24 protein-coding genes are annotated in these 26425 nt (G+C 65.5%); 6 read left to right on the plus strand and 18 right to left on the minus strand.

All coding sequences use genetic code 11. From position 1 onward, the window contains the following. Positions 1–31: 31 nt before the first annotated feature. The 6 genes from ESB00_RS08015 to ESB00_RS08040 form a co-directional block, all read right to left on the minus strand. Positions 32–1384: a sensor histidine kinase gene (locus tag ESB00_RS08015; protein ID WP_129047185.1), complete on the minus strand. Its 1353-nt coding sequence runs from the start codon at positions 1382–1384 to the stop codon at positions 32–34. A gap of 93 nt (positions 1385–1477) precedes the next feature. After that, on the minus strand, positions 1478–2845 hold the full coding sequence (locus ESB00_RS08020; RefSeq protein WP_129047186.1) for a sigma-54-dependent transcriptional regulator: 1368 nt from the start codon (positions 2843–2845) through the stop codon (positions 1478–1480). Positions 2846–2899: 54 nt separating this feature from the next. Continuing rightward, entirely contained in the window at positions 2900–3160 is a 261-nt protein-coding gene (locus tag ESB00_RS08025) for a hypothetical protein (protein WP_129047187.1), read from the minus strand. A 283-nt stretch (positions 3161–3443) separates the two neighbouring features. Next, positions 3444–4652, minus strand: coding sequence for an ABC transporter permease (locus ESB00_RS08030; protein WP_129047188.1), 1209 nt, complete (start codon positions 4650–4652; stop codon positions 3444–3446). Between the two features lies 1 nt (position 4653). Next, positions 4654–5415 carry an ABC transporter ATP-binding protein gene (locus ESB00_RS08035; RefSeq protein WP_129047189.1) on the minus strand — a complete coding sequence of 254 codons (762 nt, stop codon included), beginning with the start codon at positions 5413–5415 and terminating at the stop codon, positions 4654–4656. A 4-nt stretch (positions 5416–5419) separates the two neighbouring features. Further along, entirely contained in the window at positions 5420–6901 is a 1482-nt protein-coding gene (locus tag ESB00_RS08040; RefSeq protein WP_129047190.1) for an efflux RND transporter periplasmic adaptor subunit, read from the minus strand. Between the two features lie 132 nt (positions 6902–7033). On the opposite strand from ESB00_RS08040, the gene ESB00_RS08045 reads away from it, so the two are divergent. Beyond that, positions 7034–8452 carry an exopolysaccharide biosynthesis polyprenyl glycosylphosphotransferase gene (locus ESB00_RS08045; RefSeq protein ID WP_129047191.1) on the plus strand — a complete coding sequence of 473 codons (1419 nt, stop codon included), beginning with the start codon at positions 7034–7036 and terminating at the stop codon, positions 8450–8452. Between the two features lie 21 nt (positions 8453–8473). Here ESB00_RS08045 and ESB00_RS08050 read toward each other — a convergent pair whose 3' ends face one another. After that, positions 8474–9271, minus strand: coding sequence for a hypothetical protein (locus tag ESB00_RS08050; RefSeq protein WP_129047192.1), 798 nt, complete (start codon positions 9269–9271; stop codon positions 8474–8476). A gap of 2 nt (positions 9272–9273) precedes the next feature. Continuing rightward, positions 9274–10059: an ExeA family protein gene (locus ESB00_RS08055; RefSeq protein WP_246026431.1), complete on the minus strand. Its 786-nt coding sequence runs from the start codon at positions 10057–10059 to the stop codon at positions 9274–9276. 145 nt (positions 10060–10204) lie between these two features. On the opposite strand from ESB00_RS08055, the gene ESB00_RS08060 reads away from it, so the two are divergent. Together ESB00_RS08060 and ESB00_RS19975 are read left to right on the plus strand one after the other, a co-directional pair. Continuing rightward, the gene (locus tag ESB00_RS08060) at positions 10205–10495 is read left to right on the plus strand and encodes a septum formation initiator family protein (protein WP_129047194.1); all 291 of its coding nucleotides are present in this window, start codon (positions 10205–10207) and stop codon (positions 10493–10495) included. Then, complete coding sequence (locus ESB00_RS19975; protein WP_246026432.1) at positions 10492–13863, plus strand: UTP--glucose-1-phosphate uridylyltransferase; 3372 nt, start codon at positions 10492–10494, stop codon at positions 13861–13863. The genes ESB00_RS08060 and ESB00_RS19975 overlap by 4 nt, the downstream gene beginning before the upstream one ends. 48 nt (positions 13864–13911) lie before the next feature. Here ESB00_RS19975 and ESB00_RS08075 read toward each other — a convergent pair whose 3' ends face one another. From ESB00_RS08075 to ESB00_RS08085, 3 genes are read right to left on the minus strand one after another with little or no spacing between them, the layout of a single operon-like run. Further along, positions 13912–14874 carry an N-acetylglucosamine-6-phosphate deacetylase gene (locus ESB00_RS08075; protein ID WP_129047195.1) on the minus strand — a complete coding sequence of 321 codons (963 nt, stop codon included), beginning with the start codon at positions 14872–14874 and terminating at the stop codon, positions 13912–13914. Continuing rightward, on the minus strand, positions 14874–15659 hold the full coding sequence (locus ESB00_RS08080) for a 6-phosphogluconolactonase (protein ID WP_129047196.1): 786 nt from the start codon (positions 15657–15659) through the stop codon (positions 14874–14876). Before ESB00_RS08080 ends, ESB00_RS08075 begins: the two co-directional genes overlap by 1 nt. Positions 15660–15670: 11 nt before the next feature. Beyond that, entirely contained in the window at positions 15671–16927 is a 1257-nt protein-coding gene (locus tag ESB00_RS08085) for an MFS transporter (protein WP_218938704.1), read from the minus strand. Positions 16928–17129: 202 nt separating this feature from the next. Here ESB00_RS08085 and ESB00_RS08090 point away from each other — a divergent pair, with 202 nt between their 5' ends. Further along, entirely contained in the window at positions 17130–18233 is a 1104-nt protein-coding gene (locus ESB00_RS08090; RefSeq protein ID WP_129047198.1) for a nucleoside hydrolase, read from the plus strand. Here the strand turns inward: ESB00_RS08090 and ESB00_RS08095 are convergent. The 7 genes from ESB00_RS08095 to ESB00_RS08125 form a co-directional block, all read right to left on the minus strand. Beyond that, on the minus strand, positions 18202–18726 hold the full coding sequence (locus ESB00_RS08095; protein WP_129047199.1) for a GNAT family N-acetyltransferase: 525 nt from the start codon (positions 18724–18726) through the stop codon (positions 18202–18204). The two genes, ESB00_RS08090 and ESB00_RS08095, sit on opposite strands and share 32 nt — an antisense overlap. A 24-nt stretch (positions 18727–18750) precedes the next feature. After that, positions 18751–18960: a hypothetical protein gene (locus ESB00_RS08100; RefSeq protein WP_129047200.1), complete on the minus strand. Its 210-nt coding sequence runs from the start codon at positions 18958–18960 to the stop codon at positions 18751–18753. 89 nt (positions 18961–19049) lie between these two features. Then, a complete protein-coding gene (locus tag ESB00_RS08105; RefSeq protein ID WP_129047201.1) occupies positions 19050–19349 on the minus strand; it encodes a hypothetical protein in 300 nt (99 codons plus the stop codon). A gap of 225 nt (positions 19350–19574) precedes the next feature. After that, positions 19575–20888: a pyruvate dehydrogenase complex dihydrolipoamide acetyltransferase gene (locus ESB00_RS08110; protein WP_129047202.1), complete on the minus strand. Its 1314-nt coding sequence runs from the start codon at positions 20886–20888 to the stop codon at positions 19575–19577. Between the two features lie 48 nt (positions 20889–20936). Next, positions 20937–21914, minus strand: a complete 978-nt coding sequence (locus tag ESB00_RS08115) for an alpha-ketoacid dehydrogenase subunit beta (RefSeq protein ID WP_129047203.1) — start codon at positions 21912–21914, stop codon at positions 20937–20939. A 50-nt stretch (positions 21915–21964) separates the two neighbouring features. Continuing rightward, positions 21965–23059, minus strand: coding sequence for a pyruvate dehydrogenase (acetyl-transferring) E1 component subunit alpha (gene pdhA / locus ESB00_RS08120; protein ID WP_246026433.1), 1095 nt, complete (start codon positions 23057–23059; stop codon positions 21965–21967). A 110-nt stretch (positions 23060–23169) separates the two neighbouring features. Then, complete coding sequence (locus tag ESB00_RS08125) at positions 23170–23673, minus strand: NUDIX hydrolase (RefSeq protein WP_129047204.1); 504 nt, start codon at positions 23671–23673, stop codon at positions 23170–23172. A gap of 21 nt (positions 23674–23694) precedes the next feature. Between ESB00_RS08125 and ESB00_RS08130 the strand changes: the two genes are divergently transcribed. Both ESB00_RS08130 and ESB00_RS08135 read left to right on the plus strand, forming a co-directional pair. Further along, the gene (locus ESB00_RS08130; RefSeq protein WP_129047205.1) at positions 23695–24720 is read left to right on the plus strand and encodes a tetratricopeptide repeat protein; all 1026 of its coding nucleotides are present in this window, start codon (positions 23695–23697) and stop codon (positions 24718–24720) included. A gap of 176 nt (positions 24721–24896) precedes the next feature. After that, positions 24897–26402 carry a type IV pilus biogenesis protein PilM gene (locus tag ESB00_RS08135; protein WP_129047206.1) on the plus strand — a complete coding sequence of 502 codons (1506 nt, stop codon included), beginning with the start codon at positions 24897–24899 and terminating at the stop codon, positions 26400–26402. Positions 26403–26425: the final 23 nt, after the last annotated feature.

Consider the following 26425-nt stretch of genomic DNA (forward strand, 5'->3'; position numbering starts at 1 on the left):
GACAGGCATGTTGGATATGGTTCCGAAGGCGCTACAAGGGGAGTCTCAAGCGCGCCACGCAGCCGTGCGTGTCGGTGCGGTTTTCGAGGGCGAGGGAGCCACCGTGGTTCTCCGCGATCTGGCGGCAGAGCACGAGGCCGATGCCGGAGCCGCTGGGCTTGGTGGTGAAGAAGGGGACGAAGAGATTCTGCAGGTTGGCGATGCCCGGGCCGTCGTCGGTCACGGTGATTTCCATGGCCCCGGGCGTCTTCTGCCAGCCGACGCGCACGCAGCAGGTGGGCGGAGCGGAGTGGGCCGGCTCGGGCGCGGCCTCGACGGCGTTCTTCACGAGATTGATGATCACTTGCTCCAGCTGCGCGGTATCCACGTTGACCGTGAGCTCGGGACCGGGATCGAGTTGCACGTTGGTCCGGGTTTCCAATGCGACCACACGCCGCAGGAGCGGACCGATCTCGCAGGGCTGCTTGTTGGGGGCGGGCAGCTTGGCGAGCCGGGCATAGGACTGCATGAATTGGTTCAATCCCTCGGCGCGCGCCTCGATGATCTCAAGTCCGCCGCGCAGGTCGTCCTCCCAGTCGTCGGCCTTCTGCGGGCGGCGGAGCATCGTGTTGAGCGAGCCGGCGATCGACTTGATGGGGGCGAGCGAGTTGTTGAGCTCGTGGCCGATGACACGCACGAGGCGCTGCCAGGCCCGCAATTCCTCCTCGCGCAGCGGCTGGCTGAGGTCGGCAATGACCACGAGGCTGTGCGGCAGACCGCCTTCGCGAAACAGGGTGCGCCGCATGCCCCAGCGCCCCTTGCCGCCCGGGAAGGTGCGGCTGAGCACGCGCGTGCCCTCGCCGGCCAGGCAGTCGGCCATGTCAAGATCCTGCGCCGGGCGGCCGAGGATGCGCTCGGCGGGCTGGGCCAGCAATTCCTGGCCGGCGCGGTTGACGAGGCGCAGCGTCTCATTGGCATCGAAGGCGAAGATGGCGACGTCGATCTCCTCCATGACGGTGCGCAGGAGGGCGGTGGCTTCGAGGGCGCCGAGGCGTTGCTCCTGCAACGTCCCGCTGAGGAGGTTGATTTCGGCGAGCACGTCGCCGAGCGGTTCGTCGCGGTTGGCGCCGCGGGCCCGGGTGGAGAAGTCACCCTCGCGGAGCGCCGTGAGGAGATTGGCCATAGTCTGAAGCGGTCGCACGACGCGCTCGCGGACGGCGAGCGCATAACCGAGCCAAAAGCCGAAGATGAGCAGACCGAGCGTCCACTTGATCTTGCTGTCGGCCGCGGGGACGAACCACAGCAGCAGCACCATGGCCACGATCACGGCCGGCAGCCCGCCGAGCAGCGTGTAGAGGAACACGCGGTTCTCGTGGCTGATCTTGCGTTTGCGGGGGTGGGCCATCGGGCAATTAGAATAGCCGCAAAGAGGCGCAAAAGGCGCAAAAGAAAACTATACGTCCTATAGGGCCCATAGGGCTTATAGGATGAGGCTCGCTCAGAGCTTATACCGCTCGAGGCGGCGGTAGAAGGCGCTGCGGCTGAGGCCGAGTTCCTCGGCGGCCTTCCGGGCGTTGCCGTCGCAGCGGGCGAGGGTCTTCTTGATGAGGAAGGCCTCGACCTCCTCGAGACTCATGTCCTCTAGGCGCGGGGCGGTGTTCGCGGCGTTCAGGCCGAGGTCGGCGGCGCGCACGACCTTGCCCTGCGCCATCAGCACGCCGCGCTCGACGGCGTGGTCGAGTTCGCGGACGTTGCCCGGCCAGGCGTAATCCTTCATTGCCTCAACGGCCGCGTCATCGAAGCCGGTGATCGCCTTGCGGTAGCGTTCGACGTGGCCCTTGAGGAAATGCTGGGCAAGAAGGGCGATGTCCTCGCGGCGCTCGCGCAGCGGCGGCAGGTGGATGTGAATCGTGTTGAGGCGGAAGAGGAGGTCCTGGCGAAACTTGCCCGCGGCGACCTCGGCCTGGAGGTCGGAGTTGGTGGCGGAAATAAGGCGAACATTCACGCGGTAGGTGCGCGAGGAGCCGACGCGCTCAAGCTCGCCGGTTTCAAGGACGCGCAGGATCTTGGCCTGCTGGCTGAGCGGGATATTGCCGATCTCGTCGAGGAAGAGGGAACCGCCGTCGGCCAGCTCGAAGCGGCCGGCGCGGTCGGTCTTGGCGTCGGTGAACGCGCCGCGGACATGGCCGAAGAGTTCGCTCTCGAAGATACCCTCGGGCAGGCCGCCCATGTTGACGGAAATGAAACCCTTCGCCGCGCGCACGGACACGGCGTGCAGGGCCTGGGCGACGACGCCCTTGCCGGTGCCGTTTTCGCCGGTGATGAGGATGTTGGCGTCGGAAGGGCCGACGCGCGAAATGATCTCCAGGACGGGCCGCATCGCGGCGGACTGGGCGATGAGATTGGGCCCGCCCTTGCCGCGCAGAATCTGGTTTTCCTCCTCGAGGCGGCGGTAGGCGCGCACGGCGCTGGCGAGCTCGATCTGGGTCTTGACGATGGTGACGAGGCGCGGGTTGTCCCAGGGTTTCGTGATGAAGTCCTTCGCCCCGCGGCGCATGGCTTCCACGGCGATCTCCACGCTGGCCCACGCCGTCATGACCACGACGGGCAGGGTCGGGTCCACCGCCTGTAACTTGGCCAGCAACTCGAGGCCTTCCTGGCCCGACGTGGTGTCGCGCGTGTAGTTGAGGTCGATCATGGCCAGCGAGAAGTCGCGGGCCTCGACGGCCTTGATCACCGCGGCGGGTGACTTGACGGTCTCGATCTGGTAACCCTCGGCCTTCAAGAGGAGGCGGAGCGCTTCGAGCACGTCGGCTTGGTCGTCCGCAATCAGGATGCGGTGGGGCGCGGAGTCGTTGGCGGCCATTGAAGGAAGTGACAAGTTACAAGGGACAAGTGTCAAGACGCCCGCCTGAAAGACTCAGGCGGCCTTCTCTACGACGGCGGCAACGCGACGAGACACTGGGGCGGCGGGCAGGGCCGGGCGGAGCACCGGTGCGAGCGGAGCGCGCAGCGACTTTGTCGGTCGGGCGTAGTCGAAGAGCGCGAAGCCCAGGAGGCCGGCAACGGTCAGGCTGGCGAGCCCGAGTTCGGAAGGAAGGTGACCGCTGACGGTCAGGAGAGCCACACCGGTGGAGCCGGCGGCGACGAGGGCGGAAGTGAGATGGTGAATTGTCTTCATGGTTCTTGATCTGTATGCCCTCGCTAATTGCACCGCGCGTGCCAACCGCGAACACGCGCGGCTAACCGCTCGCCAGGACAACGGGATGCAAATCAGGGAGGAAATAAGGCTTTTGGCTGTGACGGTTCGAAATCACCGACGCCGGGAGGGGCAAATCCCGCGAATGGGACACGGCGGCTCCGCCGCCGTTGGGAGTGAATCGGTGAGCGTAGTTAGTTTGGTAGCCGACACGGAATGGCTGCCGCCCAATAAGCACCTGCCCAAACCCCGCGCCGTCGCGGGCCTACTCGTAGCGCAGGGCGTCGATCGGGTCGAGCTGCGCGGCTTTCCACGCGGGGAAAAAACCGAAGGTGATGCCGATGACCGCGCTCACGCCGAAGGCGATCAAGATCCATTCCGTGGAAAGCAGCACGGGCCAGTTGTTACGGTTGGATATGATTTCGGAGGCACCGATGCCCAAGAGCACGCCCAATGCCCCGCCCATGAGGCTGAGGATGATGGCCTCAATGAGAAACTGCAGGAGCACATCGCGGCCGTGCGCGCCGACGGCGAGACGGATGCCGATCTCGCGCGTTCGCTCGGTTACCGACACCAGCATGATGTTCATGATGCCGATGCCACCCACGATCAGCGAGATGACCGCGATTATCGTCAGGAGAAAGGTCATGGTCTTGGCGTTGGCCGTGGCGGCCTCAGCCAGTTCCTGCTGGCTGCGCACCGTGAAATCGGGTTCGCGGCCCTGGCGACGCTGCTGCAGCAGGTCCGTCACATCATTCTGCACCTGTGCAATCACATCCGGGCTCTGCGCCTGGATGAGGATGGAGTTGAGATTGGGCCGGCGGGAGAAGCGACGAAGGTGGGTGGTGTAAGGGATGATCACGACGTCATCCTGATCCTGGCCAAAAAAATTGAATCCCTTGGAGGCGAGCACCCCCACGACCTTGACCGGGATGTTGCGGATCTTGATATCGCGACCGATGGCGTCGCCGTCGGGGAAAAGCTGTTTCACGACCGAGGTGCCGATCACACAGACCTTGGTGGCGCCGTGGACGTCGGCTTCCGTGAACATCTCGCCCTCGGCGATGCTCCAAGTGCGAATGCCGAGATAAGTGACATCTTCGCCGAGCACCTGGGTGTTCCAGTTGAGGCCGTTGGCCATGACCTGGGAGCGGTCGCGCATCTCGGGACTGACGGCGGCGATGCCGTTTACCTCGCGCTGGATGGCAATGGCGTCCTCGACCGTGAGTGAACTCGCGGTGCCCCAGCCGCCGCGCACGCCACCGGAGGTGAAGTTGCCCGGGAAAACCGTGACGATGTTCTGGCCGAGGCTGGCGATGGAGGCTTCGACCTGGGACTTGGCCCCGTTGCCGATGCTGACCACGGCGATGACCGCGGCGATGCCGATGATGATGCCGAGCGCGGTGAGCACGGAGCGCAGGGCGCTGCGCCGCAGGGCGCGGAGGGCGATCTTGATGGTGTTCCAGAATCTCATGTCAGGCGGTGAGCTTGGCCTCGGCCTCGGCGGCCTGGAGCTTGGCCATTTCGTGGGTGGCGATGAGGCGGTTCCCGACCTGCACATCGCTCACGAGGCGGCCGTCGCGCATGATGAGGTTGCGCTTGCAGTAGTGGGCGATGTCGAGCTCGTGCGTGACCATCACGATGGTGATGCCCTGCTCGTTGAGTTTCTGGAACACGCCCATGATCTCGACGGAGGTCTTGGAGTCGAGGTTGCCCGTGGGTTCGTCGGCGAGGAGCACCTGCGGCTCGTTGATGAGGGCACGGGCGATGGCCACGCGCTGTTGCTGACCGCCGGAGAGCTGGTTGGGGAAATGGTCGGCACGCTTGGCGAGGCCTACCAGGTCCAGGCTTTTCAGCGCGCGTTGGTGGATTTCACGGGAGGAGAGGTGGTGCTGGCCGTAGAGCATCGGCAGCTCGACGTTTTCGCGGGCGGTGGTGCGGGCGAGCAGGTTGAACCCTTGGAACACGAAACCGAGTTTCTGGTTGCGCAGGTCGGCGAGCTGGTTGCGGTTGAGGCCGGAAACATCGGTGCCATCGAGCAGGTAGCGGCCCTTGGTCGGCCGGTCGAGACAGCCGAGCACGTTCATGAGCGTGGACTTGCCGGAGCCGCTGGCGCCCATGACGGCAACGAACTCCCCGCGCTGGATGGTGAGCGTGACCCCGCGCACCGCATGCACGGGGATCTCGCCGGAGTCGTAGATCTTGTGGATCTCGTCGAGCTGGACGACAGGTGTCATGGCCTTAGAACCGGCGCTGGCCGCCGCCGAAGGGATTGTTGGAGGGAGCGGGCGCGGCGCCGCCGCCGGGGCCGGTGACCTGCAGACCGGTGATGATGGTGTCGCCTTCCTTGAGGCCCTCGATGATCTCGGAAGCAACCCCATCGGTGATGCCGACCTTGATGGTCACGGCCTCGGGTTTGGCGGATTTGTCGCCGCCGGGCAGGCGGTAAATGGTGCGGGTGCTGACGACAACCTCGCCCGGAGCGGCCTCCGGCTGGATGAGGCCGCGCTCGGTGGCGAGTTTGCGGAACTGGTCGCGCTGCTCCTGGCTGGCCTCGCGGAAATTGGTGATGCCGACCTCGGTCATGAGCGCACGCATCTTTTCGCGCTGCTCGGGTGTGGCATCAGGTCCGAACATGCCACCACCCCGGCGGCCACCGCCTCCACCACCGGAGCCGCCTTCACCGCCGCCAGCTGGGCGCGGGCCCTGGGCGGTTGCGGCGGGCGGGCCGGACGGTGCGCCGGAAGCCGGAGCGCTGGCGGCCGTCGGTGTGGCAGGGGCGGTGGATCCATTTGCCTCGGGCAGGCGCACGCGCAGGGCGGCGTTGGGCAGCCGGAGCGTGTCTTCGCGGCTGGCGACGATGATGGATACATTGGCCGTCATGCCGGGGCGGAGCCGGAGGTCGCGGTTGTCCACGTCAATAATGGTGTCGTAGGTCACGACATTGGAAACGGTCTTGGCGGCGTTGCGCACCTGGGAGACGCGGCCGTTGAAGGACCGGTTGGGAAAAGCGTCCACCGTGAAGGTCACGGCTTGTCCCTCGCGCACCGAGCCGATGTCGGCCTCGGCGACGGCGGCGGTGATCTGCATCTTGGCGAGGTCGTTGGCGATGGTGAAGAGCACCGGGGCGTTGAGGCTGGCGGCGACGGTCTTGCCCTCCTCGGTCTGCTTGGCGATGACGATGCCGTCGATGGGGGAGCGGATGGTGCAGCGGGCGAGGTCCACGTTGGCGTTTTCGACGGCGGCCTCGCGGGTCAGCAGCTGGGCGTTGGACTGGGCGAGCTGGGCCTCGGCCTGGTCCAGCTCCTGTTGGGTGACCAGCTTCTTCTCGAAGAGTTCGCGGGTGCGCTCGGTGTTGAGCTGTTGCAGACGGTTGCTGGCCTGAGTGGAGGCCAGGTCGGCCTTGGCCTGGCGAAGGCGCTGCTGGTAGGTGGCGGGGTCGATTTCGACTAGGATCTGGTCCTTTTTGACCTGGGTGTTGAAATCCGCGTGCAGCTTAATGACGAGGCCGGAGATTTGGCTGCCGACGTCCACCTCGAGCAGAGGAGCGAGTTGACCGGTGGCGGTGACGGCCTGGCGGATGCTGCCTTTGGCGATGACGGCGGTGTTGTATACGGGTGGCTTGGCGGCGGCCTCGGTGCGCTTTTGGTAGAAATAGTAACCCACGGCGGAGGCTGCGAGCAGGGTGCCGAGGGTGAGGAGGAGAACGCGGGATGAGGCCATGGATGAGGACGGAAATATAGGGAGCCCGGGGAAACGCGCAATCTATTCGGCCGGCGGATTTTCGGGAAAAGACTGTGGAACCGAGGCTTGCCGGTCACCAGACGCCAGCCACACTGCCGTGGTTACCAACCCATGCTTGCCAATCGTCATCGCGGCCTAGTCCGGATTCATGGCCTCGTCCTGCTGTTGGGTTTGGGGGTGTTTTTCTGGCTCTATGCGGAGTTCATCATGCGCTATGTGCCGGCGGTGAAGCTCAGCCGGGAGGTGAACCTGCTGCAGTATTTCCTGTGCCTGGTGATCGGATTGCTGGTGGGCGGCAGCCGGTTGCGCGCGGTGGGCACGCGCCTCACCAGGCTTTCCATCACCGAGGCGGCCGGATTGGCGAGCCAGCAGGTCGGATTGGTGGCGCTGGCGGTGTTTTCCATGATGTTCGCCACCCAGGACCGGAGCATCAGCCGGTTATTCCTCGGCTCTTTTCTGGTTTGGAGCTGGCTGGGAATTTTCTGGCTGCACCGAAGGCTGCCGGTTCGCCTCGCTCGTTTTCTCTACGGCCATGGTGAGCAAATCCCCACGCTTTTCGTCGGGCGCGCCCGCACTTTGGCGATGCTCGATGAGTGGCTGAAGCAGCGCCTGCACCTCGGGGTGCATCCGGTCGGGTTTCTGGCTTTGGACGCCCTTGCGCCCGCTGCACCGGCGACGATCCCCGTGACCGGGACGGTCGCTGATCTGCCGCGGGTGCTGGCGGAGAAAACCATCGGTCAGGTGATCCTGTTGGAGGTGCCGGCCGAACCGACGGTGGCCCGACTCATCGTGGACCAGTGTCAGGCCCAGGGGTGCCGGTTGCTCGTGCACCACCAGGTCGAGGAAGTGCTGGGGCATCCCGTGGTTTCGGCCGACGAGGGCGGGCATCATTTTTTCACCCTGCACGACGAGCCGCTGGAGGAACCGTTGAACCGGGCCGTGAAACGCGCGTTCGACATCGTCGTGGCCCTGCCCGTGGTCGTGCTGGTGTTGCCGCCGCTGATGCTGGTGGTGTGGCTCGTGCAGCGCTTCCAGTCGCCGGGACCATTGTTCCATGTGCGGGCCCGCTCGGGTGAAGGGCGGGCGGAGTTTCCCATGCTGAAATTCCGTTCGATGCATCTGGCCCCGCCCGACGCCACCGCCGAGAGCCGGCAGGCCTCAGTGGACGACGACCGGGTCTATCCCTTGGCGCGCTTCCTCCGGCGGCATAGCCTGGATGAGTTTCCCCAGTTCTGGAATGTGCTGACCGGCGAGATGAGCATCGTGGGGCCGCGGCCGGTCATGCCGGTGCTCGACGCAGAGTTCGAGCGGCAGGTTCGTTCCTACCGGTCGAAACACTGGGTGCGGCCCGGCATCACCGGGTTGGCCCAAAGCGAAGGCTTCCGTGGTGAAATCAGGACACCCGAACAGTTGCAGGAGCGAATCCGGCTCGATCTCTACTACATCGCCCACTGGTCCATCTGGCTGGACGTGCAGATCACGCTGAAGACTTTCTGGCAGGTGTTTTTCCCGCCAAAGTCCGCCTATTGAGGCCGGGGCGTGGCGCGCTCTTCAGTTAAACAGCCGCGTGTAACGGGCGCCGCGATCGTCTTCGAAGGTGAGAGAGGCCGCGGTGATGCCAACGAGCCGAATGCCCATCTCGGCATCGATGAGGCTGCCGAGGCGATAAACGCGGTCGTTCATGAGCACCTTGCTGTCGCGCGGATCGGATGAAACGCGGATGCCGGTGACGCGCAGCGCTTCGATGTGGTTGATGGCGCGGGGCTCAAACTTGGGCGGCGCGGCCGGAGTGGTGGATTGGCTCTGAACCGGCTGAGGTGCGGGGGCGGAAGGCGGCGTGATCGCGGCCACGACCGGGGCCGGGGCGGGCAGGGTTACGGTCGGAGTGACAGGCTGCGCAGGCTCAGGCTGGGTGGGGGCCGGTGTCGCCACATTGGGCACCGTGAACGAGCTGACAGAGGACGTGGCCGATGCAGGCTGGGGCGCGGTTGCCACCACCACGGGCTCCCGGGGTGGCAGGGCGGGTTGCGGGGTGGGCTGTGGGGCGGTCGGCGCGGGTGCCGGTGGCGGGGTGGCCACGGGGGGGCTGACCGCAGTGGTCTGCGCGGCGGGTGCGCTCTCGCGGCTCAGGCTGCGGTAGAGGAAGAAGCCGCCGACTCCGAGGACGGCGAGCCCCACGAAGCCGAGGCCGAGCATGGGGAGCAGAAATTCACCCACGCCTGAGGATTTGCTGCGGTGGGCGATCTTGTCCGGACGCTCACCCCCGAGGGTGGGCATCGCACTCAATGAGGGAGTCTCACCGGTGCGCTGTTTTTGCGCTTTCTTGAGCGCTTCGTTGATCAGGCTCATGGTCAGGCGGTGAGACGGTTCATGTCGCGCACGGCGCGACGGGCGTCCCAGTAGTTGACCTCGTCGGAGTCGCGGATGAACGCCGAGAGGAGGGCTTTGTCACAGAGGTTGTTGATGATGCGGGGAATTCCCCGGCTGGTGCGGTGGATGTGGCGGAGGGCCCACTTGGTGAAATACGGCCGGCCGGCGCTGCCGGAGACGGACAGGCGGTGATGGATGTAGTGGTTCATCTCGTCGCGGGTGAAGGGCCGGAGCTCGTAGTGGACGAGGATGCGCTGGCGGAGCTGGCGCAACTCCTCGGCGGCGAGACGTTCCTTCAGCTCCGTCTGGCCCATGAGGACGATCTGCAGGAGTTTCTGCTTGTCGGTCTCGAGATTGGAGAGGAGGCGGACCTGCTCAAAGACCTCGAAGGAGAGGTTCTGCGCCTCGTCGATGATAAGCACGATCTCGCGACCCTTGGCGATGCGGTCGAGCAGGATCTGGTTCATCTGCGAGATGAGGTCGTGCTTGCTCTTGGCGACGTTGTGTTCGCCCAGCTCGGTGAGGATGGCCCGCAGCATCTGGGTTTCGTTCACCCGCGGGTTGAGGATCAGGGCGGTGTCGTAGTGCGCGGGATCCAGCTCGCCCATGAATTTCCGGCAGAGCGTGGTCTTGCCACAACCGACCTCGCCGATGAGCACGATGAAGCCTTTTTTCTCGGTTACGCCATATTTCAGGTGCTGGAGCGCCTCCAGGTGCGTGGGACTGAGGTAGAGAAACTTCGGGTCCGGAGTGATGTGGAACGGCATCTCCGTAAATCCGTAGAAGCTTTGATACATCGTCCGGCAAGTATTTGAGCCGCACGGGAAAAAGCACGCACAAAGCGCGTCAACGCGCTTTGAAAAGCATTGCCTGAACTCCGCCGCGCACCTTTATCTGGTCGCCTCATTCCGGGTGAATCTCAGCAAAATTATCAACGGAGTCTTCGGCGTGCTTTTCGCGGGCATCACCCTGTGGGCGGTGACCGCCTTTGTGGGCATGCAGCGCGAGCTGAAGACCCGGCAGGCCGACCTCGCGACGAAGCAGCGCCTGCTGGCCGAGGCCGAGGCCAAGCTGGCCGCCCAGACGCGCTACCTCGATCGGCTGCGCAACGACCCGGCGCTGGTGGAGCTCCTCATCCGCCAGAAGCTGGGCTACGCCAAGGGCGAGGAATTTGTCTTCCGCTTTGAAGAAGTGAAACCATGAGCCACGAACAACTGATCAACAACTACCGTGCCGCCGGCCAGGGGCAGGTCTTTGCCTTCTGGGATTCGCTCGATGCGCACGAACGCGCCGAACTCGCCGCCCAAGCGGCCGAGGTGGACCTCACCGAGATTGAGCGCCTGAACCGCACGCTCGTGTTCAAGACCGGCGGCGGCGGCGCCAACCTTGCCGGCCTGGCCCCGGCGCCGGTCACGCGCCTGCCGGGCAACGGCGGCGATGCCGCGCAGTGGGCCCGGGCCCGCGCGCTCGGCGAGCAGGCGCTGCGCGCCGGCCGCGTGGCGGCCTTCACGGTCGCGGGCGGGCAGGGGACGCGCCTCGGTTACGACGGCCCCAAGGGCACCTTCGCCGTCACGCCGCTGAAGCAGAAGTCGCTCTTCCAGGTCTTCGCCGAGAAAATCAAGGCCGCCGGTCTCCGCTACGGGAAGCCGCTGCACTGGTTCATCATGACCAGTCACGCCAACCACGCGCAGACCGAGGGTTTCTTCGCCGAGAACAAGTTCTTCGGCCTGGACAAAAACCGCGTGCATTTCTTCCGCCAGGGCCGCATGCCGGCCGTCGCTTACGACGGCAAGATCCTGCTCGAGACCCGCGGCGCGCTCGCGCTCAGTCCCGACGGCCACGGTGGTTCGCTGCGCGCGCTCCATCGCAGCGGCGCGCTCGACCTGATGAAAGCCGAGGGCGTGGACACGCTCAGTTACTTCCAGGTGGACAACCCACTCGTGCGTTGCATCGACGCGGAGTTCATCGGCTTCCACCTCGCCGCCGGCTCCGAGATGTCGAGCAAGATGGTGATCAAGGCCTACCCCGAGGAAAAGGTCGGCCACTTCTGCCTGCAGGACGGCAAGATCGTCGTCGTCGAATACAGCGACATGCCGATGAGCATGCAGAAGGAGACCAACGCCGACGGTGCGCTGCGCTACGGGGCCGGCAGCATCGCGATCCACGTCATCGACCGCGAGTTCGCGCGCCGGATGGCCGCGGGCGGGGAGGACGTCGCGCTGCCGTTCCACCGCGCCGACAAGAAGATCGCCACGATCGACGCTGCCGGCAAAGCCGTGAAGCCCGAGAAGGCCAATGGCGTGAAGTTCGAAATGTTCGTCTTCGACGCGCTGCCCTTTGCGAGGAACTCCATCGTCATCGAGACGGCGCGCGCCGACGATTTCAGCCCGGTGAAAAATGCCGAGGGCGTGGACTCGCCCAAGACCTGCCGCGAGGACCAGATGCGCCAATGGGCCCGCTGGCTCCAAGCCGCCGGTGCCGTGGTCGAGACCGATGCCACCGGCCTGCCCAAGGCCACCCTGGAGATCTCGCCGCTTTTTGGTTACGATCCGGAAACCTTCGCCCAACGCTGGAACGCCCTCGCCCCCAAGCCCGCCATCGCGTCAGGTCTCTTCCTTCCCATGACCACCACCGACCAGATCGCCGCCGCCGTGAAGAACGGCCAGTTGCTCAGCACCGCCGCCGATAATCTCAAGGCTTGGCTCGACGCCGGCCTGCCCGCTTGGGCGGAGCAAAGCCTCCACGAACTCATCGCGCGCGGGGAGTGGAGCGAGCTGAACGACCGTTTTTACCGCTACCTCGAGTTCGGCACCGGCGGCATGCGCGGCCGCACCATCGGCGTGAAGACCGCCGCGGCCGAGACCGGCGCGCTCTCGGGTCAGGGCTCGCCCGAACACGCCAACGTCGGCAGCAATCTGCTCAACGACTTCACGCTCCTGCGCGCCGTTATCGGTCTGCACCGCTACGTCGCGAACTATCTCGCGGGACAGGGCAGCGCGGCCAAGCCCCGCCTCGTGATCGCCCACGACGTGCGGCATTTCTCGCGTCACTTCTGCGAGCTGGCGGCCTCGACCTGGACCCAACTCGGCGGTGAGGCACTGATCTTCAACGGCCCGCGCTCGACTCCACAGCTGAGCTTTTCAGTCCGTCACTTCAAGGCCCACACCGGCGTGGTCATCACGGCGAGCCACAATCCGCCGCACGACAACGGCTTCAAGGCCTACTTCGTGGATGGCGCGCAGGTCACGCCACCGCACGACAAGGGCATCGTAAGCGAGGTGGACAAGGTCTCGCTCGCCGAGACCAAGCAGTTCCTCGATAAGAACCTCGCCGGCGTCACCACCCTCGGCAGCGAGGCCGACGACGCCTATCTCGCCGTCGCGGCGCAGGCGGTGATCGACGCGGACCTGCTCCGCAAGTCGGACCTCAAGGTCGTTTATACGAACATCCACGGTGTCGGTGGCGTTTCGACCGTACCGGCGCTCATTCATGCCGGCGTGCATGTGACCGAGGTGAAGGAGCAATCGGCCTTCGACGCCCGGTTCCCGACCGTCAAGTCGCCCAACCCCGAGAACGCCGAGGCGCTCGCGCTGGGCGTGGCGCTGGCCGACAAGGAGGGCATTGACGTGGTGATGGCCACCGATCCCGACAGCGATCGCGTGGGCGTGGCCGTGCGCAACAAAGCCGGCAAGATGGAGCTGCTGACCGGCAACCAGGTCGGCGCGCTGCTCGCCGACTACCGCATCGGCAAATACAAGGAGCTCGGCTGGATTCCAAAGGAGGGCACGCAGGCCGCCTGCCTCGTGAAGACCTTCGTCACGACCCCGCTGCAGGACGCCATCGGCAAGGGCCACGGCGTGAAGGTCATCAACACGCTCACCGGCTTCAAGTGGATCGCGGCCAAGATGCGCGGCTACGAGGAGAAGCTGGCCAAAGCCATGGGGCCCGGCTTCAGCTACGACGGCACGCCGTTCCGCGAGCGCGCCGCGCTGCTGCAGAAGCACAGCACGTTCTATCTGTTCGGCACCGAGGAAAGCTACGGCTACCTGCCCAACGACTCGCTGCGCGACAAGGACGGCAACTCCGCCTGCCTGATGTTCGCCGAGGTCTGCGCGTGGGTTAAGTCGCGCGGCCTGACTGTGCCGGAATATCTCGACGAGATCTACCTGCGCTACGGCTTCTTCCTCGAGGGCGTGATCAACATCTACTACGAGGGCGCGAGCGGCGCCGCGAAGATCAAGCGCATCCTCGATACATATCGCGCGAGCCCGCCGACGGCCTTTGGCGATACGAAGGTCACGCGCTTCCAGGACTTCGGCCGTGAGAAGTTCTTCGACGCCGACAACGAGCAGATTCCCTCGCAGGACCTCTACATCGTCACGCTGGCCAACGGCTACTCGTTTGCCGCGCGCGGCTCCGGCACCGAGCCGAAGATGAAGTTCTACCTCTTCGCCTCCGGTCCGGTATCGTCTGCCGCCGACCTGCCCGCCGCCAAGGCCAAGACCCGCGCCACGCTCGACGCCCTCAAAGCGCTGATCGAGGCCGACGCCCGCAAGCGTGCCGAGGGTTGATTTCGTTTTCCGGGAGACCACCAATCTCCCGCGTTTCGAACGGCCGCTTCAGCAGCCCAAGTATTTCGCGATCCGCGCCGAGCAGGCGGAGCGGGCTTGGGCTGCGGTCCATCCGGTCATCGCAGCCACGTTTGCCGCCGCTTTGTCCATGGTGAGCGACGAACCGGCAAAATACCGGGTCTCGCCTGGTTGCCGCACGATGCCATCGGCGCCGACCTCGGTGACCAGATGGGCGATGCGGTAGCGGCCCGGCCCGGCCCCCGCAGCAGCCATCGCGTCGGTGGTGAACAGAACCTTGTCCGGCGGTTTGGCGCGGACGAAATTCCTGAGCACGTGGGGCGGGAGGTGGATGCCGTCCGGGATGAAGGCGGCGTAGAGTTCATCGCGGGCGAGCAGGCGCTGCACGATGTTGTCGTGCCGGTCCAGCTGCAGCGGCACGCCGTTGCCGAGATGCGTGCACAGGCTGAGGCCCGCTGTCACCGCGGCATCAATCTCGTCCGCGCTGGCGTTGGAATGGCCGATCGCAATCCGGACGCCCCGGGCCACGAGCTGCCGGATAAAAGCGGGGGAGCCGGGCCACTCGGGAGCGAGAGTCATCAGCCGGATGCGGCCGCCGGAGGCCACCCAGAGCTGCTCGAACTCTGCGATGTCCGGCGCATGCATCCACTTCGGCTCGTGCGCGCCGCAGTAGCCGCGCTCGGGCAGGAGGTAGGGTCCTTCGAGATGATAACCCACAATGGTGCGCGCCAGCGTCGGGTGCCGGCGGAGTATACCCTCAATCCGCGCGAGCTTGATGCAGAGCTGCGCGATGCTGTCGGTGATGAGCGTGAGTAGAATTCGGTCGGTGCCGTGGGCGTGCAGGGCGGCGACGGCCTGCGCGAGCTGGCGGGCGCTGAGGTCGGGCTGTTGGAAATCAACCCCGGCGAATCCGTTCACCTGCAGGTCGAAATAGCCCCGGGCCGCCTTGCTTTTTGGCGGCGTTTTCCGGGCGGTGGAGCGGCGGGGCGGCATCAGGAGGCGGGTTTCGCCGAGGTTTCAAGCAAGGTCGCCGAGTCGCGATCCAGAAAAAGTGCGGAGTCGGGATGCACGCGCAGGATCGTTCCGGGGCAGGAGGAACCGACGGGAGCGGTGAGGGCTCCGCGCACAGCCTGGGCCTTGCGCGGTCCGGGCACGGTGCAGACGAGACTGCCGGCCCGGGCGAAGACCGGCACGGTGATCGTGATGGCGAGTCGGGGCACGGCCTCAAGGCGAGGGAAACAGCCATCGTTCACTTGCTGCTGCCGGCAGATCTCATCCATGGCGACGACCTTCGCTAGCACCGAGTCGGCAAAATCCGCGACCGGCGGATCGTTGAAAGCGATGTGACCGTTTTCACCCAGGCCCATGCCGATCACGTCAATGGGGGCCGCTCCGAGCAGTCCGGCGTAGCGGGCAGCTTCGGCCTCGGGCGACGGCGCCTCGCCGCGGATGAGGTGAAACTTCGCCACCGCCACGTGATCGAGCAAATGCCGGCGGAGATAGTGCCGGAAACTCTGGGGCGCGTCCTCCGTCAGGCCGACGTAGTCGTCCATGTGGAAAACCTCGACCCGCGACCAGAGGGCCGGGTCGCCGCGGGTCTCGGCGAGCAGCCCGGCGAAGAATTCATCCTGCGAAGGGGCGCAGCCGAAGATGACCCGGCAAAGGGGCTTGGTGGCCAGCACGTGGCGAACGCGATGCAGGAAATGGCGGGCCGAGGCGGTGCCCATCGCGACGCGCGTCGGATGGATCTCGGTCCGGGGCATGAGGGAGTGGGACATGAGCGGAGAGTTCAGGCGGAGGTGGGGGCGTCGGCTTCGGGCGGACGCTGGCTGATTTTTCCGATCAGCAATTTGACGCCGATCAGGGCGGAGAGATGCATGAAGGCGGCCACCGCAAAAACCGGCGTGAACGACAGGTTTTGCACAGTCCAGCCGATGGCCGTCTGGGTGACGATGCCCATCACCCCACCGAGCGCCCCGGCGAGCCCGGTCACCGAACCGATGGCGTTGCTCGGAAGGATCTCGGCGGGCAAGGTCATGTTGGCCCAGGCGGCATGGCAGAACATCGCGAGGCTGATGCAGGTGAGGGCAATGGCCGGCACGGTGGCGCGCGTGATCGAGAAACAGAGGACCGGCATGGCGAGCGAGGCCAGCAGCATGACCGACATGCGCGCGCGGTTGACGGTCCAGCCCAGCCGCACGAGGCGGTTCGGCACGAGGCCGCCGGCGATGTTGCCGAGTGCGAGCGCCACAAAGGGAATCCAGCTGAACTTGCCGATGTCCTTCAGATCGAAGCCCTGGACCTCCTGGAGGTATTTGGGTGTCCAGAAGACAAAGAGGTAGGTGACCGGGTCCGTCAGCATGCGGGCAAACACGCAGGCCCAGGTGGCGCGCATACGCAGGATTTTTGACCACGCCAGCATCGGCACGGGTGGGGCCCCGGCCGCCCGGCCATCGAGAATCAGCGTCTTTTCCTCGTCCGACAGACGCGGGTGCTCCGGCGGGAGCCGATAGGCGAAATGCCACACGATCACCCAGAGGAAGCCCAGCCCGCCGGTGATGACAAAGGCCCAGCGCCAGCCGAGGGTGAGCGCGATCACGGAAACCACGGGAGCCGCCAGACCCGCGCCGATGGCGGTGCCGGCGTTGAAGAGGCCGACCGCGAGGGCCCGTTCGCGCATCGGGAACCACTCGGAGACAGCCTTCACGCCTGCCGGAAAGTTGGCCGGCTCGGTCGCGCCCAGCAGGAAACGGCAGGCGGCAAAATGGAAGGGACTGCGGGCGAAAAAATGCAGGATCGTCGCGATTGACCACCCGGTGACGAAGATCGAGAACGATTTTCGTGAGCCCAGCCAGTCCACGAGCCGTCCGCTCACCAGATACATCACGGTGTAACTCGCGAGGAAGGCCGACGTGATGTAGGAATACTCGATTGTCGTGAAGCCCAGCTCATCCTGGATCGTCTGCGCGAGCACCGAGAGCGCCTGCCGGTCGAGGTAGTTGAGTTCGGAGGCGAGCGCGAGCAGTGCCACGATATACCAGCGCAACCCGCGGATTTTGGAGGGACTCGAGGAAATGGTGCAGGGAGGTTGGGTGACTTGCCGGGCACCTCGACAACGAAATGACGGACCGGCGATTTTTCCGGATGAAATTTCATCCGCCCAAGGGAGCAGATCGCGGGGCGGACGCGGCGGCGCGGCCCGCGGTATTCACCGTTGTCCGAGGCACGCTCTTTGCTGTGTCCGCCGGATGCGAAACCGGCTTTGGCTTCTGGGCTTTCTGCTTCCGCTGCTCGTAGCCGCGGCACCGCGGCGCAAGGTCATCATCGATCAGGACGCGTTTGGCCCGGGCGGACCGAACTTGCAGCCGATCCTGATGGTTCTCCAGTCGCCCGACGTCGAGGTGCTGGGCATCACGGTCGAGAGCGGCGACGGCTGGCAGAAGGAAAACGTCGCCCACACGCTCCGCATGCTGCAGCTGATCGGGCGTCCAGAGATTCCCGTGGTGCCGGGAGCGACGTTCCCGCTCGTGAATTCTGCCGAGGCGACCAAGCGCTGGGAAGCGCGCCACGGAAAACTTTTCTACAAGGGCGCCTGGACCGAAGTCTGGTCCAAGGAGGTGCTTGTGCGCCGGCCCGCGCCGCACGGACCGGAGGTGGTGCCGCCATTGGTGGAGGGTGAGCCAACGCTGAAGCCGGCGCACGAGACCGCGGCGGCGTTCCTCGTGCGCCAGGTGCGCGCGTTTCCCGGCGAGGTCAGCATTCTGGCCATGGGGCCGATGACCAACCTGGCTTTGGCGCTTCGGCTGGACGACAGGTTTGCCGCCGGGGCGAAGGAACTCGTCTTCATGGGGGGCAGCTTCAACCCGCATCCGTCGGGCGACGGCTTCGGGCTTGAATACGCGCACACACCGCGGCTGGAGTTCAACTTTCGCTGGGACCCCGAGGCGGCGAGCCTCGTGCTTCGTGCGCCGTGGCGGCGGATCCTGCAGGTGCCGGTGGATCCGTCCACGCGGACGCGTTTCACGCCGGAGATGATGAAGCAGGTCTCCGCGGCGGAGACCCCGATCGCGCGCTACGTGGCAAGATGGGTCGAAAGTTTTCCGCTATGGGACGAAATCGCCGCCGCCGTATGGCTGGAGCCGTCCCTGGTCACCCGGCGAGAAAAACTGGCCGTCAGGGTGGACACTGACGGCGACGGAGCCGGCTATGGCAACACGCTCAGCTGGCCAGCCGGGCAGGGTCCGGGGCTCGGCGAGCGCGACGTCGAGGTCGTGTTCGCCGTGGACGTGCCGCGATTGGAGCGCCTGGTGGTCGAGCGGCTCACGAGCCCGGGGCCGACAGGGACAAAATAAACAGTCGGCTCGGTTCCGCGTAGCCGGGTTGCTGGATGAAGTCTACGAAGTCGAAGCCGAGCTTGCCGAGGAGGTGGACGGAGGCGGGATTTTTGAAGGCGGTGAGCGCGTGCACGGTCGTGAGGCCGAATTTTTCGCGGGCGTAGCGCAGCACGGCGGTCGCGGCCTCGTGGGCGTAGCCTTGTCCGTGGAAACGGGCGAGCAGGGCGTAGCCGAGATCGGGATGGGGCAGGAAGTCGCGCTGGAGCAGGCCGGCCATGCCGACCGGTGTGCCATCCTTCAGCGTCACCGCCCAGAGACCGAAGCCGTGTTTCGCATAGCTGGCCAACGGACCATTGTGCAGGTAGTGCTCCGCGCCTGCGAGGTCGCGCACGCCCTTGTCGCCGATGAACTCGATGAACGCCGGCTCGTTGAGCAGCTCCACGATGAACGCCGCATCGGCGAGGGTGAACTCGCGGAGGATGAGGCGAGTGGACTGGAGGAACAGAGACACCACGATTTTCTCAGCCAGCTAGTCCTACTTTTCGTCTCCCGGCGGACGCGTGCTGTCGGAAGCGGCGGTCTTCCGTTTGGCGGAGCCGATCATGAGTCCGATGAGGAAGCCAAATATCAGGCCGAGGGCGAACTTGTCCGCCACGATGCCGATGAACCCGCCCACCATGGCGCCGAGAATTCCCCAATTGACGGGCTTGGCTGGACTCGAGGGAGGTGGTTGGGCAGGTTGCATGGAGGGTGGGTTATTGCTGGCGATCGTTTCAAATGAGCCGCGACAGTTTCACTTCTGTCGCACCTCAAACCTGAATCTATTCTTTTCGTTCATACGCGCTTCACGTCGCCATCGATCTCAGCGAGCCCCGTCGCGGTCAGCAGCAAGCGCCAGTGGTCCAGCTGGTCTTTCGGGTGTAAAGTCGGATCTTGGGAATACTCGACGCGTAGAATGCCGTCGTCGACCAAGCGATTGATCACGGTCGTTAAACGCTCATTCTCTTCGACGCTGGTGACGTCGATGTCGAGATGCTGCCGCGCCGCTTCAAACACTGGCTGCGGATCAAAGCTTCCTCCGCCGAAATATCCGCGCGTATTCAAATGCCGGAGGAAGTTCGCTTCCGCTTTCATGAGATTCTTTGCCCAAGAGTGTTTTCGGCCTCATTGGTTTTTGTGGCCTGCTTCATGGTGGACACGGAAGGGTAATGGCATCCGCTTGGCAACGGTGCAGAATTTCTGTTCCGGCTTCGGCAGGCCCAGCGCGTTGAAGTCAACGCGCTCCGCCTCAAAAGAAAAAGGCGCGCCGGGTGGCGCGCCTGGGGGGAAATGCGGGGTGGGGGCACCCCGCCTCCATGTTTAGACGAGGAGCAACGCCGGCTTCTCGAGGATGTCCTTGAGGGCGCCGAGGTATTGGGCGGCGACGGCGCCGTCGAAGACGCGGTGGTCGGCGCTCAGGGTCACGGTCAGCGTCTGGCCCACGACGATCTGGCCGTTCTTCACGACGGGCTTGGTGACCGTGGTGCCGACGGCGAGGATCGCGGAGTTGGGTGGGTTGATGATGGCGGTGAATTTCGGGATGCCCATCATGCCGAGGTTGGAGACGCAGAAGGTGCCGCCGGTGTAGTCGGCGGGCTGGAGCTTCTTGTCCTTGGCCTTCTTGCCGAGCGCCTTGGCCTCGGTGCTGATCTGGAACACGCTCTTGAGGTGACAGTCGCGCACAACCGGCGTGATGAGGCCGTCCTCGAGCGCCACGGCGAAGGCGACATGCGCGGCGCCGTGGTAGCGGATCTGCGTGCCTTCCCAGGAGCTGTTGACGGCCGGCACGCGGCGCAGGGCCTCGGCGGAGGCCTTGAGCACGAAGTCGTTCACGGAGAGCTTCACGCCCTGGGCCTCAAGGCCGGTGTTGAGCTGGCTACGGATGGCGAGCAGCGGCTCGGCGTCGATCTCGATGTCGAGGTAGATGTAGGGGATGGTCGTCGTGGACTCGACCATGCGCTTGGCGATGACGGCGCGCATGTTCGACACGGCAACGACGCGCTCTTCCTGCACCGGGCCGCGGGAGAAACCTGAAACCTGAGGACTGAAACCTGAAGATTTGGCAACAGTGGGAGCCGCGGTGGACTTGAGCAGCGCGGGATTCGCGGCGGCGGCGAGGACGTCGGCTTTGACGATGCGGCCGCCCGGGCCGGAGCCGGTGAGGCGGGAGGCATCAACGCTCTGTTGGGCGGCGATCTTCTTGGCGAGCGGGGAGATCTTGAGGCGCGCGTCGCCTTCAGCGGAGGCCGGAGCCGGGTGGCTGGAGACCGGAGCAGGCTGTGCCGGAGCGGGGGCAGGCACGGGGGCGGGCGTCGGGGCGACCGGCGCGGGGGCGGCCGGAGCCGGAGCAGCGGCGGGTGCGGCGGTTTTGGCGGCCGGGGCTTCGACGGTCTCACCGGCTTTCCCGACGGCGCAGAGGGCGGCGCCGATGGCGACCTGCGAGCCGGCGGGGGCGAAGATCTTGACGAGGGTGCCGGCGAAGAACGACTCGAGCTCCATCGTGGCCTTGTCGGTCTCGACCTCGGCGAGCATGTCGCCGGCCTTGACGGTATCGCCTTCCTTTTTGAGCCACTTGACCAGCGTGCCCACCGTCATGGTGTCGCTGAGTTTCGGCATATCGATGATGTTGGCCATGGGGGAGCGCGCTACGCGCGCGGTTGAAGTTTAAGTTGGAAGTTTAAGTTACTTCAGGACGTTGAGCGCGGCCTGGTAGATGCGGTCGGGGGTCGGGAGCTGGAGCTTCTCGACCGGCGGGGAGTAGATGGCGGGGGCGTCCACGGAGTTGACGCGCAGGACCGGGGCGTCGAGGTAGTCGAAGGCCTTTTCCTGGATGAGGCAGGCCACCATGGCGCCGACGGAGCAGAAGGGCTTGGCTTCCTCGACGTAGAGGCAGCGATTGGTCTTCTTGACGGAGTTGAGGATGGTTTCCTCGTCGAGCGGGCGGATGGAGCGGAGGTCCACGACCTCGGCGTTGATACCGTGCTTTTCCTTCAGGAGGTCGGCGGACTTGAGGGCCATCTGGATGGCGCGGCCGTGACCGATGATGGAAATGTCCGTGCCTTCGCGCATGACCTTGGCGGACCCGAGCGGGACCAGGTGCTCACCCTCAGGGACTTCGCCGGTCTCGCCGTAGAGGATCGTGTTTTCGAGGAAGATGACGGGATCGTTGTCGCGGATGGCGGACTTGAGCAGGCCCTTGGCGTCGGCCGGGGTGGAGGGGACGACGACCTTGATGCCGGGGTGGTAGGCGGCGATGGACTCGGGCGTGTGCGAGTGCGTGGCACCGACGTTGGTGCCGCCGTTGGCGGGACCGCGGAGAACGATCGGGCAGTTGATCAGGCCGCCCGACATGTAGCGGACGTTGGCGGCGTTGTTGAAGATCTGGTCGAAGGCGACCGAGTAGAAGCTGAAGAACATCAGCTCCATCACGGGGCGCAGGCCGAGCATCGAGGCGCCGATGCCCATGCCGATGAAGCCGGCCTCGGAGATTGGGGTGTCCACGATGCGCTTGGGGCCGAACTTGGCGAGGAGGCCCTCGGTGACCTTGTAGGCGCCGTTGAACTGGGCGACTTCCTCGCCCATGATGACAACATTCGGGTCGCGTTCGAGTTCCTCGGCCATGGCGTGGCGGAGAGCTTCGCGGTAGGTGAGAAGAGGCATGACTGGAAAAGGTCTGGGATTTAGGATCTAGGGTCTGGGGGAGGCGGAGCTCAGTTGAAGAAGAGCGTGCCCTGGGATTTGCGGTCGGCGGGATTGTCGGCCTCCCAATAGACGTCCTTCTGGATGTCCTCGACGGTCGGGTAGGGGCTGGCCTCGGCGAACTGCGCGGAGGTCTCGGCCTCGGCGCGGGCGGACTCGTCGATCGAGGCGACGATCTCCTCGGTGAGGACCTTCTCCTTGAGCAGGGCGTTCTGGAACACCATGAGCGGGTCCTTGGTGGCCTTGTATTCCTCGATCTCCTTCTTGTCGCGGTAGGTGTTGTCCGGGTCGGCGACGGAGTGGCCGCGGTAGCGGTAGGTGCGGATCTCGAGGACGCTCGGCAGGGACTTCTCGTGGGCGAGCTTGAGGGCGGCGGCGACGCGGTCGCGGACCTCGAGCACATCGTGACCGTTCTCGACGATCTCCCAGTTCATGCCGTAACCCTCGGCGCGTTGCGCGAGGCTCGGGCCGGCGGAAGAACGCTCCTGCGAGGTGCCCATCGAGTAACCGTTGTTCTCGACGATGAAGATTACCGGCAGCTGCCAGAGCGCCGCGAGGTTGTAGGATTCGTGGACCGCGCCCTGGTTGACGGCGCCGTCGCCCATGAACGCCATGCAGGCGCCCTTGCGACCCAGGTATTTGAGGGCGTAGGCGATGCCGGTGCCGAGCGGGATCTGGCCGCCGACGATGCCGTGGCCGCCCCAGAAACGGCGGGAGGGGTCGAAGTAGTGCATCGAGCCGCCCTTACCCTTGGAGCAGCCGGTGTATTTGCCGTAGTTCTCGGCCATCATCTCGTTCATGCCCATGCCGACGGCGAGGCCGTGGCCATGGTCGCGATAGGCGGTGATGATGTGATCGTCGTCGCCCATGACCGAGACGCAGCCGACGGCGATGGACTCCTGGCCGATGTAGAGGTGAAGGAAGCCGCCGATCTTGCCGCCCTTCTGGTAGCAACGCAGGCAGCACTCCTCGAAGCGGCGGATGCGCACCATGTCGCGGTAGAGCGCGATCAGTTCGTCGTTCCCGAGCTTGGCGTTGATGGGCGCCGTGCGGGCGTTGTAGCCGGGATCTTCGGCTTTTTTGGTGGAGGGGGCTTTCTTGCTCACAGGAAATGTTTTGAGTTTAAAACAATATCAGGACGAAGGATTCCGTCTTTTAGGCAAAGCCGGGCGATGACAAGCGAAACTTTTGGCAGTGGCGCAGTTGCCACAGCAGGTTACTTCTCCGGAACGACCTGCTCGATGGTGATTTGGAGGGGCGAAACCGAGCAATCCGCTCGCAATGAGACAAATCCGTCACGGTAGCGGTCGAAGATCGGCCAGAGCGCCGCGGCGTCGGTTTCGGGGATCTCCAGGTGCTTGATGGCTTCGCGGGAGTGGAAGCCGAAGCGGCCTTCGGAAATGTCGGGCGGCAGCCGGTCGATGGGGCGCTTGCAGCGGAACAGAAACATCAGCCAGTGCGTCTGTCCTTGGTAGGCTTTCTCCGCAATCATGGCGAAAAGATGCAGGTCCTCCTCGCGCACGCTCAGACCCGTTTCCTCGTGGGTCTCGCGGACGGCGCATTGGAGCGGGGATTCGCCGGTGGCCATCTCGAGCTTGCCGCCGATGGGCGACCAGATGCCGAGGTTGGGCTGCTTGGCGCGCAACATCAGGAGCTGTTCGCCGGCGTGGTTCTCGATGAAGACGAGGACGCTGATCTTGTAAGGCAGGACGGTTGTCATCGCAGGTCCGCAACTTGGATCATGGAAAAGCAGTCGCAAACAAATCTTCGCCCGGGAATGGGCTTTGACGCGCCGGCAGCCGCGCGGCAGTCAGACCGCATGCGCCTGATGCTCTATGCGCTGTTGTTGGGGATCGTCGCGCCGACGCTGTTTGGCGCCCGGCCGATGCGGTGGGCCAACACCCAGTTGCTCCGCACCGCGGCCGAGAAGGGCGATGCCGAGGCGCAGTATCTGCTCGGCCTGCAATACCGGGAAGGCGACGGCCTCGACCGGAGCCAGGCCGAAGCGGAGAAGTGGTTTCGCCGCGCTGCTGAGACGGGTCACGTCGAGGCACAGGCCGCGCTCGGCCGCTTGCAGGCGACGAGCGACACGCCGGAGGCGCGCGAGGACGCGGCGAAATGGCTCCTGCGTGCGGCCGACCAAGGCAACACCCAGGCCATGCAGACACTGGGCGATCTCTACCGCGATCATCCCGGCATGTCCGGAGATCCGCTGGCGGCGCTGCGCTGGTATGTGCAGGCCGCGACCGCCGGTCAGCCCGCCGCGGCGCGCGCGGTGGCGGAGCTTTATGCCCGCGGTCAGGGCGTGGCGCGCGATTGGGCGCTGGCCTTGCACTGGTATCGCCAAGCCGCCGCTCTGGGGGATGAACCGGCGAAATTTGTGCTCGGCCGCATCGAGGCCGTCACCCAGGCGGTGACGGACAACCCCGCACAAGCGCTGCCCTGGTGGCAGAATGAAGCGCGCAAAGGGGATCTCGGGGCCGCGCTCGCCTTGGCGATGGTGGAGGCGAAAAAGCGAGCGGCGCCGGAGGAGCCGGAGGAAACCGTCCGCTGGAGCCTGTTGCTGTCGGGACTGCGCGGCGTCGAGGCGTGGATGGTGCGCGGATTCATGCTCGAACACGGCATCGCCGTGAACCGTGATCTCGTGGCGGCGAAGGAAAATTACCGAAAGGCGGCGGAGCTGGGTCTGCCGCAAGCTGCCGCCGCGCTGGCGCGGTTGCAGACGTCGAATCCCGAGTTCGCAGCCAAGCCGGCACCCGCCAAGTGAGAGGTCTGCGCTCCCGGTGCACCGCGGGTGCGGGCCCGCAGGTGCAAGGGCGTGCGGTCGGGTCAGCCGCGACATCGGTCAAACCACCTAAATTCTGGCTGTTTTAGTCGGGCGTTTTCTCGTGACGCCGGTGGGAAGCGCAGCCATCAAAACCGGTGCAGCGGGCCAGCTCAAACGTGCTGCCCGCTTTCTCATTTCCCCAGGCGAGTGTCCTTTTTTGCGACGCCGACCGTGCCAGTCTCGGCGTGTTTCGCCGGAAGGGGACGTCGCTGGAGTGCCTGCAGTTTAACTCGGTGGCGTTGCCGCGGAGCAGTGGAGAAGATGCCGCTTCACCGACGGCCGAGTGGGTTGCGGCATTGTCCTCGTTGCGCCTGGGCGCAGCGGCGGAAGCGCCGCTGATCCTCCTGCTCCCGCCGCATGTGACCCTGGTCAAGCACCTGCGCCTGCCGCGGGTGGATGCGCGCAAGCGGGCGAAGCTCGTGGAGTTTGAGGCGGCGCAAAAACTGCCCTGTTCGCTCAGCGAGGTGACGTGGGACACCACGCTCGCCGGCGAGGACGGCGCCACGCAGCAACTGATGCTGGCCGCGGTCCGCAACGCGGCGCTGATGCCCTGGTGCGAGGCGGTCGCGGCCGCGGGATTCCGGCTGGAGCAGGTGGTTCCGTTTCCGCTCGCGCTGCTCGCGCGCAGCCGGCTCGCCCATGCTTTCAAACCGGAGCCGGAGCTTGTGCTCCATGGCGAGAGCCGTGCCGCCACGCTCCTGCTGGTGAACACCGAAGGCTTTGCCCTGCGCAGCTGGCTCATGGCGACGGACCACGACCGGGCGGCAAACACGACGCAGCTGGTCCAGGAGGTCGCCCGCTCGGTCCTTCATCTGCGGGCCCAAAGCGGTCTGGGTAATCCGACTGGCATGCAGTTGGCCGGGGAGTGGATTCACCACGCGGCTGATCCATCCCTGTTCGCCGCCAAGCTGAATCTGCCGGTGCAGGCTTTGCCCCCGCTCACCGGACTCGCACCGACGCATGACGCCAATGCGGCATGGCCGGAGCTGGCGGGCGCGGCCGCCGGGCGGCTGTTGAAAGGGCATCCGACGATGAATCTCCTGCCGGCCCACCTGCGCACCAGGCAGCGCCGGCGCGGACGAAAACCCTGGCTCACGGCCGCCGCGCTGGTGCTGCTGGGCGCGCCGGTCGTTCCGTTCCTGCAATTCCGGGAGGCAACCCGGGCGGCCGAGGCCAGGTCGGCGGAGATCGAGCAGATCGTCGCTCCGATGCGCCAGCACGAGACGGCGATGCGTCGTGGCCTCGCGGAATGCGCGGAGCTCAGGCGCCGGATCGTCCATTGGCAGGAACTGCGGCAGCGCCGCACCAGCTGGCTTCGGATGTTCGCTGACTGGCAGCAAAGGCTGGGTGCGCTTGAAGGAGTGTGGATTGACCGGCTGGAGGTGCGGGCGGGCGCGACGGGTGAACTGCCGCAGCTGGAGATTTCCGGGCGCATGCTGCCGATGCCCCAGGTGGAGTCGTTGGCGGGGAACGGTTGGGCGGAGCGGGCCAAGGCGCTTTTGCAGAGCATCGAACGATCCCCGTTCTTGAGCCGCGTCGCCTCGGAGCGCTTTGATGCCACCCAAACCGATTCGCTGGCGTTCCAACTGGTGCTGGTGCCCAACCCGGAGGAGCCGCTTTGAAGTCCGACCAAGTCAGGCGGCTG

Origin of the sequence: Oleiharenicola lentus, assembly GCF_004118375.1 — a bacterium.
GTDB lineage: Bacteria > Verrucomicrobiota > Verrucomicrobiia > Opitutales > Opitutaceae > Lacunisphaera > Lacunisphaera lenta.

Excerpts from the sequence above, each read along its gene's own strand:
- ESB00_RS08115 (WP_129047203.1), bottom strand. The coding sequence starts at position 21,914 with ATGCCTCTTCTCACCTACCGCGAAGCTCTCCGCCACGCCATGGCCGAG.
- ESB00_RS08035 (WP_129047189.1), bottom strand. The coding sequence starts at position 5,415 with ATGACACCTGTCGTCCAGCTCGACGAGATCCACAAGATCTACGACTCC.
- ESB00_RS08040 (WP_129047190.1), bottom strand. The coding sequence starts at position 6,901 with ATGGCCTCATCCCGCGTTCTCCTCCTCACCCTCGGCACCCTGCTCGCA.
- ESB00_RS08125 (WP_129047204.1), bottom strand. The coding sequence starts at position 23,673 with ATGACAACCGTCCTGCCTTACAAGATCAGCGTCCTCGTCTTCATCGAG.
- ESB00_RS08100 (WP_129047200.1), bottom strand. The coding sequence starts at position 18,960 with ATGCAACCTGCCCAACCACCTCCCTCGAGTCCAGCCAAGCCCGTCAAT.
- ESB00_RS08015 (WP_129047185.1), bottom strand. The coding sequence starts at position 1,384 with ATGGCCCACCCCCGCAAACGCAAGATCAGCCACGAGAACCGCGTGTTC.
- ESB00_RS08025 (WP_129047187.1), bottom strand. The coding sequence starts at position 3,160 with ATGAAGACAATTCACCATCTCACTTCCGCCCTCGTCGCCGCCGGCTCC.
- ESB00_RS19975 (WP_246026432.1), top strand. The coding sequence starts at position 10,492 with ATGAGCCACGAACAACTGATCAACAACTACCGTGCCGCCGGCCAGGGG.
- ESB00_RS08075 (WP_129047195.1), bottom strand. The coding sequence starts at position 14,874 with ATGCCGCCCCGCCGCTCCACCGCCCGGAAAACGCCGCCAAAAAGCAAG.
- ESB00_RS08080 (WP_129047196.1), bottom strand. The coding sequence starts at position 15,659 with ATGTCCCACTCCCTCATGCCCCGGACCGAGATCCATCCGACGCGCGTC.
- ESB00_RS08110 (WP_129047202.1), bottom strand. The coding sequence starts at position 20,888 with ATGGCCAACATCATCGATATGCCGAAACTCAGCGACACCATGACGGTG.
- ESB00_RS08090 (WP_129047198.1), top strand. The coding sequence starts at position 17,130 with ATGCGAAACCGGCTTTGGCTTCTGGGCTTTCTGCTTCCGCTGCTCGTA.
- ESB00_RS08050 (WP_129047192.1), bottom strand. The coding sequence starts at position 9,271 with ATGAGCCTGATCAACGAAGCGCTCAAGAAAGCGCAAAAACAGCGCACC.
- ESB00_RS08105 (WP_129047201.1), bottom strand. The coding sequence starts at position 19,349 with ATGAAAGCGGAAGCGAACTTCCTCCGGCATTTGAATACGCGCGGATAT.
- ESB00_RS08030 (WP_129047188.1), bottom strand. The coding sequence starts at position 4,652 with ATGAGATTCTGGAACACCATCAAGATCGCCCTCCGCGCCCTGCGGCGC.
- ESB00_RS08020 (WP_129047186.1), bottom strand. The coding sequence starts at position 2,845 with ATGGCCGCCAACGACTCCGCGCCCCACCGCATCCTGATTGCGGACGAC.
- ESB00_RS08055 (WP_246026431.1), bottom strand. The coding sequence starts at position 10,059 with ATGCCGTTCCACATCACTCCGGACCCGAAGTTTCTCTACCTCAGTCCC.
- ESB00_RS08045 (WP_129047191.1), top strand. The coding sequence starts at position 7,034 with ATGCTTGCCAATCGTCATCGCGGCCTAGTCCGGATTCATGGCCTCGTC.
- ESB00_RS08130 (WP_129047205.1), top strand. The coding sequence starts at position 23,695 with ATGGAAAAGCAGTCGCAAACAAATCTTCGCCCGGGAATGGGCTTTGAC.